17 protein-coding genes are annotated in these 18142 nt (G+C 71.5%); 11 read left to right on the top strand and 6 right to left on the bottom strand.

Annotation, left to right across the window (positions count from 1 at the left end; genetic code table 11):
* Nucleotides 1-317 precede the first annotated feature (317 nt).
* Nucleotides 318-1748, bottom strand: coding sequence for an FAD-dependent monooxygenase (locus JJ691_RS12095; RefSeq protein ID WP_211768871.1), 1431 nt, complete (start codon nt 1746-1748; stop codon nt 318-320).
* Nucleotides 1749-1862: 114 nt separating this feature from the next.
* Between JJ691_RS12095 and JJ691_RS12090 the strand changes: the two genes are divergently transcribed.
* Nucleotides 1863-2840 carry an Lrp/AsnC family transcriptional regulator gene (locus JJ691_RS12090; protein ID WP_442912721.1) on the top strand — a complete coding sequence of 326 codons (978 nt, stop codon included), beginning with the start codon at nt 1863-1865 and terminating at the stop codon, nt 2838-2840.
* Here JJ691_RS12090 and JJ691_RS12085 read toward each other — a convergent pair.
* Entirely contained in the window at nt 2835-3437 is a 603-nt protein-coding gene (locus tag JJ691_RS12085) for a hypothetical protein (RefSeq protein WP_211768869.1), read from the bottom strand. The genes JJ691_RS12090 and JJ691_RS12085 overlap by 6 nt on opposite strands.
* Nucleotides 3438-3643: 206 nt before the next feature.
* On the opposite strand from JJ691_RS12085, the gene wecB reads away from it, so the two are divergent.
* Together wecB and JJ691_RS12075 are read left to right on the top strand one after the other, a co-directional pair.
* Entirely contained in the window at nt 3644-4816 is a 1173-nt protein-coding gene (gene wecB / locus JJ691_RS12080; protein ID WP_211768868.1) for a non-hydrolyzing UDP-N-acetylglucosamine 2-epimerase, read from the top strand.
* Between the two features lie 2 nt (nt 4817-4818).
* Nucleotides 4819-6138: a glycosyltransferase family 2 protein gene (locus JJ691_RS12075; RefSeq protein ID WP_249227853.1), complete on the top strand. Its 1320-nt coding sequence runs from the start codon at nt 4819-4821 to the stop codon at nt 6136-6138.
* An 8-nt stretch (nt 6139-6146) separates the two neighbouring features.
* Here the strand turns inward: JJ691_RS12075 and JJ691_RS12070 are convergent, their stop codons facing one another.
* Both JJ691_RS12070 and JJ691_RS12065 read right to left on the bottom strand, forming a co-directional pair.
* The gene (locus tag JJ691_RS12070; RefSeq protein ID WP_211768867.1) at nt 6147-6542 is read right to left on the bottom strand and encodes a hypothetical protein; all 396 of its coding nucleotides are present in this window, start codon (nt 6540-6542) and stop codon (nt 6147-6149) included.
* The gene (locus JJ691_RS12065) at nt 6542-7051 is read right to left on the bottom strand and encodes a MarR family winged helix-turn-helix transcriptional regulator (RefSeq protein WP_211768866.1); all 510 of its coding nucleotides are present in this window, start codon (nt 7049-7051) and stop codon (nt 6542-6544) included. Before JJ691_RS12065 ends, JJ691_RS12070 begins: the two co-directional genes overlap by 1 nt.
* A gap of 88 nt (nt 7052-7139) precedes the next feature.
* On the opposite strand from JJ691_RS12065, the gene JJ691_RS12060 reads away from it, so the two are divergent.
* From JJ691_RS12060 to JJ691_RS12035, 6 genes are read left to right on the top strand one after another with little or no spacing between them, the layout of a single operon-like run.
* Entirely contained in the window at nt 7140-8630 is a 1491-nt protein-coding gene (locus JJ691_RS12060; RefSeq protein WP_211768865.1) for an FAD-dependent monooxygenase, read from the top strand.
* A 51-nt stretch (nt 8631-8681) separates the two neighbouring features.
* Nucleotides 8682-10148, top strand: coding sequence for an aldehyde dehydrogenase (locus JJ691_RS12055; RefSeq protein WP_211768864.1), 1467 nt, complete (start codon nt 8682-8684; stop codon nt 10146-10148).
* The gene (locus tag JJ691_RS12050) at nt 10141-11034 is read left to right on the top strand and encodes a 3,4-dihydroxyphenylacetate 2,3-dioxygenase (RefSeq protein WP_211768863.1); all 894 of its coding nucleotides are present in this window, start codon (nt 10141-10143) and stop codon (nt 11032-11034) included. Before JJ691_RS12055 ends, JJ691_RS12050 begins: the two co-directional genes overlap by 8 nt.
* 4 nt (nt 11035-11038) lie before the next feature.
* Complete coding sequence (locus JJ691_RS12045; protein WP_211768862.1) at nt 11039-11836, top strand: acetoacetate decarboxylase family protein; 798 nt, start codon at nt 11039-11041, stop codon at nt 11834-11836.
* A gap of 4 nt (nt 11837-11840) precedes the next feature.
* Nucleotides 11841-13307 carry an aldehyde dehydrogenase gene (locus JJ691_RS12040; protein ID WP_211768861.1) on the top strand — a complete coding sequence of 489 codons (1467 nt, stop codon included), beginning with the start codon at nt 11841-11843 and terminating at the stop codon, nt 13305-13307.
* Entirely contained in the window at nt 13304-13975 is a 672-nt protein-coding gene (locus JJ691_RS12035; RefSeq protein ID WP_211768860.1) for a gamma-glutamyl-gamma-aminobutyrate hydrolase family protein, read from the top strand. Before JJ691_RS12040 ends, JJ691_RS12035 begins: the two co-directional genes overlap by 4 nt.
* Before the next feature lies 1 nt (nt 13976).
* Here JJ691_RS12035 and JJ691_RS12030 read toward each other — a convergent pair whose 3' ends face one another.
* Complete coding sequence (locus tag JJ691_RS12030; RefSeq protein WP_211768859.1) at nt 13977-15557, bottom strand: thiamine pyrophosphate-binding protein; 1581 nt, start codon at nt 15555-15557, stop codon at nt 13977-13979.
* Nucleotides 15558-15651: 94 nt separating this feature from the next.
* Here JJ691_RS12030 and JJ691_RS12025 point away from each other — a divergent pair, with 94 nt between their 5' ends.
* On the top strand, nt 15652-16407 hold the full coding sequence (locus JJ691_RS12025) for an IclR family transcriptional regulator (RefSeq protein WP_211768858.1): 756 nt from the start codon (nt 15652-15654) through the stop codon (nt 16405-16407).
* Here the strand turns inward: JJ691_RS12025 and JJ691_RS12020 are convergent, their stop codons facing one another.
* A complete protein-coding gene (locus tag JJ691_RS12020) occupies nt 16408-17037 on the bottom strand; it encodes a TetR/AcrR family transcriptional regulator (protein WP_211768857.1) in 630 nt (209 codons plus the stop codon).
* 71 nt (nt 17038-17108) lie between these two features.
* Here JJ691_RS12020 and JJ691_RS12015 point away from each other — a divergent pair, with 71 nt between their 5' ends.
* Complete coding sequence (locus JJ691_RS12015; RefSeq protein WP_211768856.1) at nt 17109-18128, top strand: hypothetical protein; 1020 nt, start codon at nt 17109-17111, stop codon at nt 18126-18128.
* Nucleotides 18129-18142 lie beyond the last annotated feature (14 nt).

Genomic DNA, 18142 nt, shown 5'->3' with positions numbered 1-18142 from the left:
ACCGCCGGACCGGTGAATTGGGGGAAAGCCAGCGAACGGGCAGTACGATGGTCGGCAGAAAAGCCGACGGAGAACCACTCACAGTATCCGCACTGCCTTGGGGGGAAGTGCCGCGATGTCGCGTGCCGAACGAAGGGTCGTCTTGCCGCTATTGAGTGCGCGGACGGCCGAGCATGTGACCAATTCCGCGCTGCCCCCATTGTGACCTCACAGCGGCTACTCCCCTATGCCGCGTGCGATCCGGCGGTCCCCCCGCCGCCGGAGCGAGTCCCGCCACCCTCAACCCCAGGGGTGGCGGGGCTCGTCCCTTTCCAATCTCAGCGAGCCTCGCCGAACCAGCGGGCCAGTGCCGGCTCCAGCTCGTCCGGGTCGCCGGCCCAGGCGACGTAGCCGTCGGGCCGGATGAGCATCGCCTCCGCGCCGGATCCTTGCCCCACCCGGTCCACCCGGTCGGCCCAGAGATCGGCGACCTTGGCCAGCCGGTCCTCGGGGTCGACCAGGATGCCCCGCCCGGTGCGCAGCAGCTCGTTCACCCGCGTCCCGCCGAGGTCGGTGTCCGGGGACGCCAGGCCGACCAGCGGGTGCTCGCCGGGCATGGGGTAGCGGATGGTGGTGCCGGCCAACAGATCCCCGAGGTAGCGCTGCACGTCCGGCAGCTGCGCCATGGCCCGGAAGAGCTGCCGGGCCGCCAGCACGTCCGGGTCCTGGGTGCTGGCCCAGTCCATCAGCAGGGTCTGCGCCTGCACGTTGAGCAGCACCGCGGCCCCGACCGGTTGCCGTTCGGCGTGGTACGTGTCGAGCAGGTCCGCCGGGGCCCAGCCGTGCACGGCGGCGCCGAGTTTCCAGCCCAGGTTCAGCACGTCCTGCATGCCGGTGTTCATGCCCTGCGCCCCCAGCGGCAGGTGCACGTGGGCGGCGTCGCCGGCCAGGAACACCCGTCCGTGCCGGTACTGCGCGGCCTGCCGGGCAGCGTTGGTGATGCGCCGGCCGTACACCAGTTCCAGCAGCTCCACCTCGGCCCCGAAGACCTGGCGCAGGCCTGCACGCAGTTCCTCCTCGGTCACGGGGACGTCCCGCGACTGCCGGGGCCCCGGCCCGGCCAGCACGAGCCGGCGCAGCGGCCGGCCCTGTTGGTCGAAGCCCAGCTCGAACACCTGGGCCCAGTGCCCGTCCTCGTTCCGGGTGTGCATCGGCAGGTTCTCGACGCTCAGCCGCACGTCGGCGGCGATCACGGTGGCTGTGCCCGCCTGCCCGGGGAAGTCGGCCCCCAGCAACTGCCGCACCGCGCTGTGGGCACCGTCGGCGGCGACCAGGTAGCGGGCCCGGATGGCCGTGCCGTTGGCGAAAGTGGCGGTGACGCCGTCCCCGTCCTGGTCAAGGGCGGCCAGCTCGTGGTCTCGTCGGACGTGAACTCCTTGCGCGGCAAGGTGTTGCTCAAAGAAGCCCTCGATCACCACCTGCGGCACGGATCGCCACGGCAGGCGGTGCCCGGCGTAGTCGAGCGAGAGGTCGACGCCGGCGAAGTGACCGCCGCCGACCGAGTAGTCGCCGGTCGCCAGCAACGGCTCCAGCAGGCCGCGCTGGTCCAGCGCCGCCAGCGTGCGGGACTGCATGCCGCCGGCCCGGGACAAGGTGCTGCGCTGCGGCAGCTTGTCGACCAGCGCGGCCGACACCCCCGCCACCCGCAGCTCGTTGGCCATGGTCAGTCCGGTCGGGCCGGCTCCGACGATCAGCACATCGGTGCCCATCGCTGCTCTCCCCAGGTTCGGTGTTGGTCGGGACGAGCCCAACCCTCCGGCGGCCGTGGCCGTCCGGGCGAGCAACAGGCGTGATCGTGTCGATATCCGACTAGGATGGGCCCCATGACGGCGGAATCCGACTACGACGAGCTCGACCGGCGCCTCGTCTCCGCCCTCCAGGTCAACGGTCGGGCTTCGTTCAGCGCCATAGCCGAGGTGCTTGGCGTGTCGGATCGCACCATTGCCCGCCGCTACGCGCGATTGCGGTCGTCGGGGGCGGTGCGTGTGCTCGGCGGCGTCGACCCGACGGCGATGGGCGCGGTGCTGTGGTTCCTGCGCGTGCGGTGCGCCCCCAACGCATCGGTCGCGGTCGCCGAGGCGCTGGCCCGCCGCCCGGACACGTCCTGGGTGAGCCTCACCTCCGGCGGCACCGAGATCGTCTGCACGGTCCGCACCGAAAGCGACGCCGACAGCGAAGCCTTGCTGCTGGCCAGACTCCCCCGCACGCCGCGCGTAGAGGGCGTGACCGCGCACTCCGTGCTGAACGCCTTCTACGGTGGGCCGGACAGCCTCGTGGCCAAGTTCGATGTGCTGGACGCTGAGGCCATCGAACGCCTGCGCCCGCCGCCCGTGTCGTATCGGCCGGGGCCGGTGCGGCTCGACGACGGGGACCGCAAGCTGCTGGCCGCGCTGGCCACCGACGGCCGGACCGAGTACGAGCAGCTGGCCGCGATCACCGGCTGGTCGCCGACCACGGTCCGCCGCCGGATGGCCGAGCTGCGCGAACACGGCTTGCTGTACCTGGACATCGACGTCGACGGGCAGCTGTTCGGCGTCGGACCCCGGACCCTGCTCTGGCTGTCCGTCGCCCCCGCGCACCTGGTGGAGACCGGCACCGCGCTGGCCGGCCATCCGGAGGTCGCCTTCGCCGCGGCCACGACCGGACCGACGAACCTGCTCGTCAGCGCGGTGTGCGCCAACCAGCGGGAGCTGTACCGCTACCTGACGACCCGGATCGCCGCGCTGCCGGCCATCACGCACATCGAGTCGGCGCCGGTGATCCGGACCGTCAAGCGGGCCGCGAACACTCCGGTGTCATAGGCACGGCGGCACGTAGCCGTCGACCCGCAATCCGGTGAAGTCGATGGTGTTCGGCGTCTTGCCGACGAAGACCAGGCCGCGAGCCTCGGTCAGCGCCGACGCGAAGGTGTACGACGGCTGGCCCAGTTCCGGCAGCCACGTCCACTGGCTCGGGGCGAAGCTGAAGAACCGTCGCACGGTCTTGCCGCCGGTCGAGGGCACTCGCGTCAGCCACTTGTCGCCGCCGCTCCAGTGCGAGGCCGGCCGCAGCTGGACGTACAGGTCGTCGGTGGCGCTGTAGGTCAGCCAGAAGCCGCGCGACTTGCTCAGATCGGCCTGGGCGTCGAACTTGTTGCCCAGCCAGAGCACCGCCACGTGCCACTCGGCGTTCAGGAACGCCACCTTGGCCGCGTATCCGTGGCCGCCCGGCACGAGCAGGCTGCCCGTCGCCGGCACCGTCGTGCCCTCGCCCGAGGCCAGCCACTGCTGGTACCGGTCGATCGACGGGGTCGCGCACTCGCGACTGCTGCCGGCCACCGCCGCCGGGGCCTCAGCTGCCGTGCCGACAAGGGATACCGCGACCGCGAAGGCCGCTGCTAACGCCCGACCACTCCTCATGAGTCGGCAAGCTAGCAGAACGGCGGACCCGGCAGTGATCTTCACGCCGAGCCGTGCACCTTCGCCCCCTCACCCGATGCGGGCAACGATGTTTAGCCACCGCGGCATCACGCGGTCGGGTCACCTCGGGCGGCTCGGCTGGCCGAGCGCTGACGTGCGTGGATACGGTCCGATGGCCGCTAATCCAACTGGTCTGTGAGGTGTCCATGCCGGCCAGTGTCGACCGCACGAAGGTGGACGTCGCCCTGGTGGTGGGCACCCGCCCCGAGGCGGTGAAGATGGCTCCCGTGGCCCGGGCGCTGGACGACAGCGGCTGGGCCCAGCCCATCCTGATCGCCACCGGCCAGCACGGCGACGTGGTCCGCGAGGTGTTCGACCTGTTCGACCTCAAGATCAGCCACGAGCTGGAGATCGCCCGCGACGAGAACTCGGTGGCCGAGCTGAGCGCCCGGCTGCTGGTGGAGATCGACGCGGTGCTGGGCCGCCACCCGGTGGGACTGGTGCTGGTCCAGGGCGACACGGCCACCACGCTGGCCGGCGGGCTGGCCGGGTTCTTCCGCCGCGTGCCGGTGGCCCACCTGGAGGCCGGCATGCGGACCCACGACCTCGACGCGCCGTTCCCGGAGGAGGGCAACCGCCGCCTGGTCGGCCAGGTCAGCTCGCTGCACCTCGCCCCGACGCCCCGGGCCCGCGACAACCTGCTGCACGAGGGCGTGCCGGCCGACCGTGTGGTGCTGACCGGGAACACCGTGGTGGACGCGCTGCTCTCGGCGCGGCGGGACCGTCTCGACGAGAAGGTCGCGGCCCTGCTGGACATCGAGGACCGCCCGGTGGTGGTCGTGACCGCACACCGGCGGGAGTCCTGGGGCGAGCCGCTGCGCCGCATCGGCCGGGCGGTGGCCCGGCTGGCCCGCCTCCACCCGGACGCCCTGTTCGTGGTGGCCGCGCACATGAATCCGGCGGTCCGGTCGGAGATCGAGACCGCGGTCGCCGGCTGTCTCAACGTCCATGTGGCCGGACCTGTTGCGTACGGCCAGTTCCTGGGGCTGCTGGCCCGCGCCCAGCTGGTGCTGACCGACTCCGGCGGGATCCAGGAGGAGGCGCCGACCTTCGGCGTGCCGGTCCTGGTCACCCGCGAGTCGACCGAGCGCACGGAGAGCGTGGACGCGGGGCGGGCCCGCCTGGTCGGCACCGACGAGGACACGATCGTCAGCACGGCGGACGAACTGCTGACCGATCCGGCCGCCCGGTCGGCGATGAACGGCGGGCCGAATCCCTACGGCGACGGCCTGGCCGGGCAGCGGGTGGTCGAGGCCTGCGCGTGGCTGCTGGGCCGGGGCCGCCGGCCGGCCGAATTCGTTGCTGGGACAGGGGAATAGCGATGCTCACCGTCATCCAGACGACCGCGCTGGTGATGAGCGTCGTCTTCCTGGTCTACGTCCTGGTGATCGTGGTGCCGTTCCTCAGACAGCGGCCTCGGCCGCACGGCGACGCGGCCGATCTCCAGTGGCACCTGTTCGTGCCGTGCCGGGACGAGGAAGCCGTGATCGGCACGACCCTCGACTATCTGCGCCGGCACTTTCCGCAGGCGCACATCTGGGTCATCGACGACGCCAGCGAGGACGCCACCGCCACCCAGGTCAGCCTGCACGCCGGCGACACCGGCCGGGTCCATCTGGTCTCGCGCTACCGGCCCGAGGCCCGCAAAGGCAAGGGCGAGGCGCTGAACTCGGCCTACGACGCGCTTGACGAGTGGCTGCCGCCCGGGGCCGACCGCCACCAGGTGATCGTCGGCGTGGTCGACGCCGACGGCCGGCCGTCCCGGTCCTGTTTGGACATCTGCGCCTCGCCGCACCTGTTCGGGGACCCGCAAGTCAGCGCGGTGCAGGTGACCGTACGGATGATCAACCGCAACGACCGGCGGCCGTTCCCCGGTCGGGGCCGGCTGGCCAACCTCGCCGGCCGGGCGCTGGTTCGCATGCAGGACATCGAGTTCCGGGCGGCCATCGCGGCCATCCAGCTGACCCGTCACCACACCCGGACCGCTGCTCTCGGCGGCAACGGGCAGTTCACCCGACTGTCCGCTTTGGACAGTGTGCGCGCCAGCTACGGGCGGCCGTGGCACTGTGCGCTGTTGGAGGACTACGAGCTCAGCCTGCACCTGCTGACCACCGGCCACCGCATCGAGTACGCCCCCGAGGCCGTCATCGACCAGGAGGGCCTGCCCCGGCTCGACCGGCTACTCGCCCAACGGACCCGTTGGGGCCAGGGCACGATGCAGTGCGGCCGCTACCTCTCACGGATCTGGACCTGCGGCCACCTGCCCCGCCGTGGCGTTCTGGAGGTCAGCTACTACCTCGTGCTGCCGTGGCTGTACCTGCTCGGCACCTTCGTCTACCCGATTCCCTTCATCGCCAGCGTCTACTACGGCGCGCACACCAGCGGCGTGCTGGCCTCGGTGTTGTTGGTGCTGCTGGGTTTGGCGCCGCTGGCCATCTGGGGGCCGCTGTACGCTCGCAACGAGCCCGGCATCCCCCTGTGGCGATCGCTCGGCTACGGCGTTCTGTACGCGATGTACGTACTACTGTTCTACGTCAGCTCGTGGCGAGCCTTCTTCCGAATCGTCCGAGGCCGTGACACGTGGCTGAAGACCAGGCGTAACGCCGAACCCGCCGAAGGCGCGACCGCCCTGGAGCTGTGAGCCGAACCTCAGCGACGCGGGCGCAGCAGCGCAACACCGAGGCTCAACGCGCTGGTCGAGGCCACGTGGATGGCGAACGCCTGACGGTTGGGCGCCCAGAGGCCCGTGGTCGGCCCACCCGACCACATCGCGGCCACGAAGCCGCCGACCGCGCAGGCCATCGCCCGCCACAGCGCCGGTGACAGCTCCGGTCCGGCCACGAGGATACTGCCGACCGCCCCGAACGCGCCTGCGGTGACCAGCGCTTCGCGCGCCATGTGGTACTGCACATGGCCGGCGCCGTGTCGGGCCTCCGGCGCGCGGTAGGTCTCGTCGGTGATGTGGGTGACCGTCTGCCATACCGACGGCGCGGCAGCGGCCGCGCCGGCGATGACGGCGGCGATGCCCAGGGTCTGTCGCCTCATCATGAGCTCCTTGCGTTCAGGTGGTGCGAGATCCGCCGCAGCGCGTCGTTGAGGACGTCGACGGCGTCGTCGTCGAGCACGTCCCCGATCTCCTCCTCGACCTTCGTCTTGACGTCGAAGACCTCCACCGCCCGCTGCCAGCCCGCTTCGGTGAGCGAGACGAGGACCGAGCGACCGTCGGCCGGGTCGGGATCCCGGCGGACCCAGCCACGATCCTGCAACCGGGTGATCCGGTGCGTGACCGAGCCCGAGGTGAGCGCGACCGCGGTCATCAGCTGCCCGGCCGTGAGGCGGCGCTCCGGCGCTCGCTTCAAGGCCGCCAGCACCTCCAGCTCCCACAGCTCGACCCCGTGTCCGGCCAGCTCACGGCGCATCTCCAACTCCAACTGGTGCGCCACCCGGCGCAGGCGATAGGCCAGCGCCTTGGCTCGCAGGGTGCGCTCGGCGGCGCCGGCCTTTCGAACGGCCTCGATCAGGTCGTCGACCGCGTCGCGTGACGAGGTGGTCACGGCCACGCCCCTTTTTCTCTCGACGTCAAGACAGTTGGATATTACCTTGATGTCAAGAGACTTTGCCCGACACCGCTGGGGAGCAGACATGCAGACCGACGTCGCAGTGATCGGAGCCGGCCCGGTGGGGATGGCGGCCGCCGCCCTCCTGCACCGGGCCGGGGTGGCCGTGCGCGTGTTCGAGGCCCGGTCGGACCGGCTGGGACAGTCGAGGGCGACCACGATCCACCCGCGCACGCTCGAAGTCCTGGACGCGTTGCCGACCGCGGACGGTGGTTCGCTGGCCGAGCTGATGGTCGCCGCCGGCACCGCCGTGCCCGCCGCGCACTTCGCGGTGCTGCCCGACCGGCTGAGCTACGAGCGTCTCGACACGTCGTTCCCGTTCGTCCTTCAGCTGTCCCAGGTCGAGACCGAGCGGCTGCTGGCCGAGCACCTGGAGGCGAACGGCGTGGTGGTCGAGACCGGGTGGGAACTCGCGGACCTCGAACAGGACAACGAGGGCGTCACGATCACGTCGACCGCCGGCGCCCAGGAGCGGGCCCGGTACGTCATCGGCGCCGACGGCGCACACAGCGCCGTCCGCCACGCGCTGGACATCGGCTTTCCGGGTACCTCGGCCACCTCCATGGGCTTCCTGGCCGACGTCCGCCTCGACCGTCCGCCGGCCCACCCCCACCACTGGGACGTCGAACGTGGCTCCTACAGCGTCATCGCGCTGCCCGGCGGCCGGTACCGCGTCTTCGGCCACGAGCCGTCCGACACCGGCCTCACCCCTGAGGAAGCCAAGGCCCGCCAGGCCGACATCCCCGACGAGACCGAACTGCGGGCGACCCTGCACCGGATGGCCGGGGACGACTTCGGCCTGCGCGAGGTGATCTGGACGTCCCGGGCCGGCGACGCCACCCGGCACGCCGAGCATTACCGCGTGGGGCGGGTGTTCCTGGCCGGGGACGCCGCCCACGTGCACCTGCCGGCCGGTGGTCAGGGCCTCAACGTCGGCGTGCAGGACGCGGCCAACCTCGCCTGGAAGCTGGCCGCTGAGGTCGCCGGCCGCGCGCCGCGGCGGATCATCGACGGCCCGCAGTCCTACGACGCCGAGCGCCGCCCGATCGCGGCTCGTCTCGCCGCGAACACGCTGGCCCAGGCCTCGCTCATGGTGACGTTCACGCCGGCCGGCCAGGCGCTGCGCGACCTCGTCTCCCGGCTCATCGCCCGCGACGGCGACACCGCGGACGAGTTGCGGGGTTGGTTGTCCGGCCTCGAAGTGGCCTACGACGTGTCGGCGGGCTCGCCCGTCGGACGGCGGGTGCCCAATCTTCCCTTGGCCGGTGGTGGAACCCTGCACCGCGCACTGCGTCCGGACCGGCTCACGCTGGTCGCGTTCGGGCCGACACCGATGCCCGACGAGCTGCCGGTTGAACTCGTGCGTTCACTTCGCGGTTGGGAAGATGCGGCGGCCGTGCTCGTGCGCCCGGACGGGCACGCGGCCGCGGTGTGGCGCGCCGACGAGCTGAGCGCGTCGGCGGTCGCCGAGGTCGTGGCCGGCTGGACCGTCGTCGGGGAGCCGGCGACGCGTTGACACGGTCCCCGCGCCGGGTGTTTATTTGGGGCCAAACGACCTGGAGGGGACATGGCCCGCGAGCCCGAGGCAACCGTCGGCGGGGTGGCCGTCGACACCCGGCACTGGATAGGCGGGGAGCGGGTCGACTCCGCCGAGACGTTCGCCGACGTGTCGCCGATCGACGGGCGGGTGTTGGCCGAGATCGCCCGCGGCACCGGCACTGAGGCGGCCGCGGCGGTGGCCGCCGCCAAGACGGCCTTCCCGGCCTGGGCGGCGACGCCACCGGCCGAGCGGGCCCGGCTCCTGCATGCGATCGCCGACGGCGTGGAGCAACGGCTGGAAGAGCTGGCCCTGGTCGAGACCCACGACAACGGGGCGCTGCTGCGGTCGCACCGGCGCGGCGTGATGCCACGGGTGGCGCACAACTTCCGGTTCTTCGCCGACTGGCTGCTGGGCCTGGCGCACGAGGACTTCGAGACGCGGGGCCACCGCAACCACGTCAGCTGGGACCCGGCCGGCCCGAGCGTGCTGATCACCCCGTGGAACGCGCCGCTGATGCTGGCCACCTGGAAGATCGCCCCGGCGCTGGCCGCCGGCAACTCGGTGGTGCTCAAGCCGGCCGAGTGGTCCCCGCTGACCGCCTCCCTGCTGGCCGACATCGCCGCCGAGGCCGGCCTGCCGGCGGGCGTGTTCAACGTCGTGCAGGGCTACGGCACGGAGATCGGCGACGCCCTCACCTCGCACCCGGACGTACGGCGGATCAGCTTCACCGGCTCGGTGCCCACGGCCAAGCGCATCGCCGCCTCGGCGGCCGCCAACCTCACGCCGCTCAGCCTCGAACTGGGCGGCAAGTCGCCGCTGCTGGTATTCGCCGACGCCGACCTGGACTTGGCGGTTCAGTTGGCCGTTGAGCAGTACGACAACGCCGGCCAGGTGTGCCTGGCCGGTACCCGGCTGCTGGTCGAGGACTCGGTGGCCGCGGAGTTCACCCGTCGTTTCGTGGACAAGGCCGCCGCGTTGAAGCAGGGCGACCCGCGCGACGAGGCCACCGACATCGGGCCCAACATCCACGCCCGGCAGCTCGACAAGATCGACGGCTTCGTGCGGCGGGCCCTGGACAGCGGCGCCCGCGCGGTGATCGGCGGCCACCGGCAGGACGGCCTGTACTACGCGCCGACGCTGCTCACCGACGTCGCCCAGGACTCCGAGATCGTGCAGGAGGAGGTCTTCGGCCCAGTGCTGACGCTGCAGACCTTCGTCACCGAGGACGAGGCCGTCGCGCTGGCCAACGACACCCGCTTCGGGCTGGCCGCCACACTGGCCACCGGCGACCCGGAACGGGCCGAGCGGGTGACCGCGAAGCTGGTAGCCGGCACGGTCTGGGTCAACTGCTTCTTCGTCCGCGACCTCAAGGCCCCGTTCGGCGGTTCCCGCCAGTCCGGCGTCGGCCGCGAGGGCGGCACCTGGAGCTTCGACTTCTACTGCGACGTGAAGAACACGGTCACCGCCCCGAAGGGATGGCTCAGCCATGGGTGAGATCGTCGGGGCCGGCCTGCTCGCCCACGTGCCGACCATCGTGCTGCCGGAAGCCGAGCGTCGGTCTCTCAACGGCGGCAACGAGATCACCCTCGTCACCGGCCTCCAGCAGCTGCGCCGGGACGTCTTCGACCGCGACGACTACGACACTGTGGTCGTCCTGGACTCGCACTGGGCCACCACCGTGGAGTTCGTCGTGACGGCGCATCAGCGGCGGGCCGGGCTGTTCACCTCCGAGGAGCTGCCGCGGGGCATGTGCCGCATGCCGTACGACTTCCCCGGCGATCCCGAACTGGCCCACGCCATCGCGGCGTTCGCCGACAAGCACGGCACCTTCATCACCGCGATCGACGACGACTACCTGCCGATCTACTACGCCACCATCAACCTCTGGAAGTACCTGGGGCGGCCGGACAAGCGGTGGGTGAGCATCGGCGTCTGCCAGACCGGGGACATGGAGGACCACCTGCGTCTGGGACGGGCCCTGGCCGACGGCATCGCCGCCACGCCCGGGCGACGGGTGCTGCTGATCGCCTCCGGGGCCCTCTCGCACACCTTCTGGCCGCTGCGCCAGCTGCGTGATCACGAGGCCAGCGACCCGGTCCACATCCGCACCCCTGCGGCCCGTGCCGCCGACGAGGAGCGGATCTCGTGGTTCAAGCAGGGCCGGCACGACAGGGTCCTGGACACCATGGACGAGTTCTGGAAGTTCAAGCCGGAAGCCAAGTTCGCCCACTACCTGATGCTGGCCGGCGCCTTGGGCGAGCGCGCCTGTGTGGCGCCGGCCCGGCAGTACGGGGAGTACGAGAACTCCGTCGGCACCGGCCAGGCCCACCTCTGGTTCGACCGCCCCGCCCACGGATGGACCGATCTCGTTGGAGCGTAAAGACATGCGTGGCTACTTCTATCCCAAGACCGCGACCGGGGCGTCGTCGTTGATCCCTTCGCCGCCGTGGCGCTACTCCGGCGACCTGCTGACCGTCGAGTACCGCACCGACCCGGATCGCGTCCGTGAGTTGCTGCCCGAGCCGTTGGAGCTGGCCGACGAGGATCCCGGTGCGGTGGCGCTGATCTGGGCCGATTGGCAGTCCTGTGGCACGACTGGGGACGAGCTGCTGGACCCGGTGCGCGCCCAGTACAAGGAGGCGTTCGCGGTCGTCCGCTGCAAGTACCGGGACCGGACCTACACCCGCTGCGTGTACATCTGGGTGGACAAGGACTTCGCCATCGCCCGCGGCCTGCACCAGGGCTATCCGAAGAAGCTTGGCTCCATCCACCAGACCCGGCCGCATCCCTACGGCCCGGCCCCGCGCATCGAGGCCGGGGCCCGCTTCGGCGCCACCCTCGCGGCCGGCGACCGCCGCCTGGCGCAGGCGGTGGTGACGCTGCGGGAACCGTCTGACACCAACGGTTTCGTCAACGCCCATCCGATGGCCCACCACCGCTGGCTGCCGTCGATCGAGAAGGGCGGTGGCCTCGCGCTGGACGAGCTGATCGAGTCCGGGGCCGCGTCGTTCGAGGGCGGGCAGCCGTGGACCGGCGAAGCCTCGCTGGAGCTGTTCGAGTCGCCGACCGAAGAACTGGCCCGGCTAGCGATCCGTGAGCCGATCGCCGCGTACTACCGGCAGGTCGGCGTCGTGTGGGACGGCGGCCGGCTGCTGGAGCGCGGCACCTCAGGGGCGGAGTAAACCGATGCGCGACCACTCGGAATGGCTGGCTCTGGCCAAGGACCTCGATCTGCCCACGCAGCACCACATCGACGGCCGCGCTGAGGGCGGCGGCCAGGGCTTCCCGGTCGTCTCGCCGCGTGACGGGCAAGTCATCACGCACGTCGCCGACGCCGGAGCCGCTGAGATCGATCTGGCCGTCGCGGCCGCGCGCCGGGCGTTCGACTCCGGGCCGTGGCCGCGGCTCTCCCCCGCCGACCGCGGCCGGATTCTGCTACGGATGGCCGAACTCCTTGAGCAGCAACGGGAACAGCTCGCCCTCACGGTCACGTTGGAGATGGGCAAGCCGATCACCGACGCGCACGACATCGAACTTCGGGCCGCCATCAACACTTTCCGCTGGTACGGGCAACTGGCCGACAAGCTCACCGACGAGTCGCCGCACACCGCCCCCGACGCATTGGCCCTGGTCACCCGGGAGCCGGCCGGAGTGGTCGGGGCGGTCGTGCCGTGGAACTTCCCGCTCACGCTGGCCAGCTGGAAGGTCGCGCCGGCACTGGCCGCCGGCTGCACGGTCGTGCTGAAACCGTCGGAGTCGTCACCGCTGTCGGCCCTGCTGCTGGGCCAGCTCGGCACCGAAGCCGGGCTGCCACCTGGTGTGCTCAACGTCGTCAACGGCGACGGGCCGACCGCGGGTCAGGCGCTCGGCCTGCACCCGGGCGTGGATGTGTTGGCCTTCACCGGTTCCACCGCCGTCGGCCGCCACTTCCTGCGCTACGCCGCCGATTCCAACCTCAAGCGGGTGTGGCTGGAGCTCGGCGGCAAGTCGCCCAACATCATCCTGCCCGACGCCCCCGACCTGGAGCGGGCCGCCGCCACCGCCGCGTGGGGCATCTTCTTCAACCAGGGCGAAATGTGCACGGCGCCGTCCCGGCTGCTCGTCCACGCCGACATCGCCGAGCAGGTCACCGAGGCCGTGGTCCGACGGGCGCGGGAGCTTCGGGTCGGCGATCCCCTCGATCCCGCCACGGAAATGGGTCCGCTGGTCTCGTCGGCCCACCTGGACCGGGTCCTCGACCACGTCACCACCGGGCAGGCCGAGGGCGCGCGGCTGCGGGTCGGCGGCGAGCACCGGGAGAACTTCCTCCAGCCCACCGTCTTTGACCAGGTCGACCCCGGCATGCGGCTGGCCCGCGAGGAGATTTTCGGCCCGGTGCTGTCGGTGCTGACCTTCACTGAACTGGACGATGCAGTTCAGTTGGCCAACAACACCGAGTACGGCTTGGCCGCCGGGGTGTGGACGTCCGACCTGTCCACCGCGCACAAGGTCGCCCGGGCCCTGCGGGCCGGCACGGTCTGGGTCAACTGCTACGAGGAGGGCGACCTCACCGTGCCGTTCGGCGGCATGAAGCAGTCCGGCAACGGTCGGGACAAGTCGGCGCACGCCTTGGCGAAGTACACCGAGCTCAAGACCACGTGGATCCAGCTTTGAGGCCGCTGATCGCCATCCCGGCCAGGTTCTCGGCCTCCGCCTCCGCCCTGCGGTACGCCGCCGAGGTCAACGCCCGGGCGCTGATCGAGGCCGTCTGGCGGGCCGGCGGCGAGCCCGTCACCATTCACCCCGCCGCCGACGAGGTCTCCTCCCGCCTCGCCCGCTTCGACGGCATCCTGCTGCCCGGCGGCGGCGACCTCGCCCCACACCGCTACGGTGCCGCCGAAACCCACGCCAGCGTCTACGACGTCGACGACCTCCAGGACACCTTCGACCTCTCCATCGCCCGTGTGGCCCTGGATTCCGGATTGCCGCTGCTGGCGATCTGCCGTGGCCTGCACGTCGTCAACGTCGCGTTGGGCGGCACTCTCCAGCAGGACATGGATCCCGCACACCGCCATCTCCGACACCCGGTCACCGTCCACTCCGGACTGTCCACCGAGGTCTCCTGCTACCACCATCAGCGGGTCGACCGCCTGGGCGACGGCCTTGTTGTCACGGCAACAGCCGCCGACGGCACCATCGAGGCGGTGGAACTCCCCTCCGCCTGTGGCTGGTTCGCCGCCGTGCAGTGGCACCCGGAGGACACCGCCGCCACGGATCCCGTGCAGCAGAACCTCTTCGACACGTTCGTACACACCACCACTCGACCAGCTCGCCACGGCTGAGCTACGGCCGCACGGTCACCTCAAGCAGCAACGGTTCGGTGCGCTGCCCCAGGGTCGGCAGCAAGGCGTCGAGCTCGTCGAGCAGGGCCGGCCATTCGGCGACCCGACGGGCCGGGCAGCCGAGAGACTGGGCCAGGCCGCTGACGCTGACCTCCGCGAAGGCCGGCCACACGGGCTTGGTGCCGTGCTTGTTGGCGAGTTCGTCCATGACGGCGTAGCGAGCGTTGGCCATCACGATGAACAGCGCGCCGACGCTGTAGTGGGCGGCGGTCCACAAAGCCTGGATCTGGTAGATCGACGAGCCGTCGCCGACGATGGCGACGACCGGCCGTTCGGGGGCTGCCATGCGGAGGCCGACCGCGGCGGGCAGGGCGAAGCCGAGGCCGCCCATCGCGGCGCTGAGGAAGCCGAGGGATTGCCGGGCCGGCACCAGCGCGTGCAGATCGGGACGGCTGGACGGTGCCTCCTCCACGAGAATGGCGTTAGCTGGCAACCGTTCGGCGATCGCGGCCAAGACCTGGGCGGCGCGCAGCTGTTCGCCGTCGGCCGGCGGTTGGGGCGCGACGGCCCGTGCGGGAATGGCCGCGCCGACGGAACGGGGACGCACCGCGGCGGCCAACTCGGCGCAAAAAATGTGCAGTGGAGCCAAAACCGCCAACTCCACGGGGGCACGCTGGGCCTCGGCCGGGTCGTCGGTGACGATCGCCAACCGCGTCCCGTCGACAACCAGCGGACCGGCTTCGTATCCGCTCTGGCGCAGCATCGGCGCACCGACCGCCAGGACCAGGTCGTACGGGGCAAGCACCTCGCGCAGGCGGCCGCGGCCGGGCGGCAGGTGCCCGGCGAACTGCGGGTGGTCCTGCGGGAATCCGGCGCGGCCCCCGAACGATTCCTGCCACACCGGGCACCGCAGCCGTTCGGCCAACGCGGTCAACGCCTGCCAGGTCGCCGGACCGTCCGCGCCGGCCCCGACGACCACGGTCGGGGCCTCGGCAGCGTCCACCAGCGCGGCCATCTCCCCCACTGCCTCCTTATCCACGCCGACCGCCTGGCGGAGCGTCGTAGGCGCGGGCAATGGCAGGTCATCGGCCGGCTGGGCCCAGTCGTCCATCGGCACGATGACCAGCGCCGGCCCACGTTCGAGGCGGGCCGCGTGGGCCGCCCGGGCGATGGCTCCGGGCAGGTCCTGGGCCCGCGCCGGCGTCTCCACCCGCACCGGATAGTCGCCGGCCAGACCCTCCAGCCGGCCGGCGAGGAACGGCTCCTGCACGAGGTGCCGGCGGTCCTGCTGGCCGACTAGCACCACCAGCGGCGCGCGGTTCACCCGGGCCGTGGCCAGCGCGCCCACGGCGTTGCCCAGGCCGGCGGTGGTGTGCAGCAGCACCAGTGCCGGTTCGCGTCGGGCGATGGCCCAGCCGGTGGCCGCGCCGACCACGGATCCCTCGTGCAGGGCCAGCACGAAGTGCAGGTCGTCGGGCAGGTCGGCGAGCAGCGGCACCTCGGTCGAGCCCGGGTTGGCGAACATCGTGGTCAGGCCGTGCCGGCGTAGGACGTCGAAGGCGGCGTCTCGCACGGTGCGCATCGGGTGGACCCTTCTGTGACGACTGATGAACCCCCTGTGATCACCGTAGAGATTCCTCCCATGCTGAGGAACATCCGCCAGTAGGGTTTCTGCTATGCCGAACGACCCGTACGGTGCCGCGTCCGTCGGCAACGCCCTGCGCACGCTGCTGTACCTGCGCGGGCGCGAGGCCGTGCGGCTCACCGACGTCAGCGAGCACCTGGGCATCGCCCGCTCCACCGCGCACCGGCTGCTGTCCACGCTCCGGGCCTACGGCTTCGTGGAGCAGGAGGTCGACGGGAAGCGGTACCGGCTCGGCCCCTCGCTGCTCGCCCTGGCCCGCGGCATCGCCGACGAACGCACGCTGATCCGCATCGCCCGCCCACACCTGGAGGTGCTGCGCGACGCCACCCAGGAGACGTCCAACCTGCTGGTGCTGGACGGGGCCGACGCCTTCTTCCTCGACGGCGCGGAGAGCCCGCGCACCCTTCGCGTCGGGACCCGCACCGGCGACCATGTGCCCGCCTACTCCGCCGCCGGCGGCAAGGTCCTGCTGGCCGAACTCCCGCCGGAGACCGTGCGATCGCAGTATCCGACCGGCCTGAACCGCTTGACCGCCGGCACCCTGTCCGATGTTGACGCGCTGCTCGCCGAGCTCGCCGCCTGTCGTGCGCGGGGTTACGCCCTCAACCTCGGCGAGAGCGTCGCCGAGGTGCACGCCATCGGTGTGCCCATCCGCGACCCCGTCGGCCGACCCGTCGCCGCGATCACCATCGCCGCCCCCGGCACCCGCCTCGACCCCGCCGACGCCGACCGTTTCCTGCCGCCGCTGCGCGAAGCCGCCGCCGGCATCGCGGCCAGCCTCCGCTGATCACGCCCGGGTGGCGATGTCGAACGCCTCGACCAGTTCCTCCGCGTAGGCGTGCAGGTCCAGGTCGGGCCGGGTCTCCAGCAGGAACGGCAGGCCGTCCACCGACCGCTGCACCAGCGAGCCGATGACAAACGGGTCGAACGCCCGGAACACGCCTTCTTCCTGCCCCTGGCGCAGAATCCGCTCCACGACGCCGATCGCGCGCTGGTCGTCGTTGTTGTCGTAGGACCGGCTGGCCCCGGCCTCGTCGCGGAAGCTCAGGAAGATCGACGTCAGCGCCTGCATCTCGGTGCTGTGCGCGGCGACGAACTCGACGACGGCCCGGACGTAGGCCGCGAGCTGGGCCCTGGGTCCCGCCGCCGCGGCCAGGCGGTCCTCGACGTGCTGGCCGAGCTGGCCGTAGACGTGGGCGACCGTCGCCCACATCAGCTCGTCACGGTTGGTGAAGTGGTAGGAGATCAGCCGGGTGCTGCTCAGCCCGCTGCGCTCGGCGATCTTCACGAAGGTCGTCCCCCGGTAGCCGACGGCCGCGACCGTGTCGATGGTGGCGGCGATGATCTCGCGCCGCCGGTCCTCCGGCGAGAGCCGCCGCCGGGGCGCTCGCGCGTTCGTCTCCGCCAGTGGGTCCACACCGTCCCTCGCGTCAGCTGCCCGCCGATGGTACCGTCGGCGTTATTACTCGGCTGAGTAAAAATGGGGGGATGATCATGACGGATGGCAAGGGACGACTGAAGGCGGCGTGGACGCTGGTGCTGCTGGCGCCGCTGTGCGCCGAGGGGGCGTTCACCGGCATCTCGCTGCCGGCGGTCTGGCTGGCCTTCCCCCTCCTGATCCCGATCTACGGCGCCGGCGTGCTGCTGGCCCGCGAGCTGGTCTGCCGGGCCGGCGCCGGCTGGCCCGGCCTGCTGCTCCTGGGCCTGGCCTACGAACTGGCCGAGGACGGGCTCGGCTTACAGGCGCTGACCAGCCCCAACCTGTACGGCGCGGCCCAGTGGGGCCGGGTGTTCGGCGTCAACGTCACCTACTGGGAGAGCCAGATCGGCTACCACCTGGTCTTCTCCGTGCTCATTCCGGTCGCGCTGGCCAACCTGGTCTTCAAACGCCATGCCGGCCGCCCGTACCTGGGACGGTTCGGCCTGATCGGCACCGCCATCGTGTTCATCGTCGGCATCGCCCTGACCCGGCTGGCCATCGCCGGCACCCAGGACCCCGGCTACCAGGAACCGTGGTCCGTCAGTGTCACGATCCTGATCGCCATGCTCGCCCTCGGCATCCTCGCCCTGGTCGTGGTGCCCCGGCTGAGCCTTCCTCGGCCCACCCCGTTCACACGGCTCCCCCACGCCGCCATGCTCGGTGTGGTCGCCGGACTCGCCCCGATCGCCTTCCTCGGGCTGATCTTCCCGCTCAGGTTGGGCGGTGCCTCTCATGGACCGGCGATCGGCCAGGGCGCCTGGGTGGCGATCCCGATGCTGATCTCCCTCGCCGTCGCCATCACTGTGGGCTGGCTGGTCGCCCGCTGGTCCGCCACCCCGACTTTCGGCGATCACCACCGGATCTGGCTCATCGGCGGCGCACTCGTCGGCCACTCCGCACTGGCCGTCGCCAGCGGCATCGCCGGCGGCCAACTCGTGCCGACCTTGGCCCTCGGCGCGATCGTGATCGCCTTGACGATCCTGCTCCTGAGCCGACTGGCCCGGCGCAGCCGACAGCCAGTGGGATGACCTGGGACCGGCTC

Source organism: Kutzneria sp. CA-103260, assembly GCF_018263855.1.
Classification (GTDB): domain Bacteria; phylum Actinomycetota; class Actinomycetes; order Mycobacteriales; family Pseudonocardiaceae; genus Kutzneria.
This window is presented reverse-complemented; position numbering and strand designations above follow the sequence as displayed.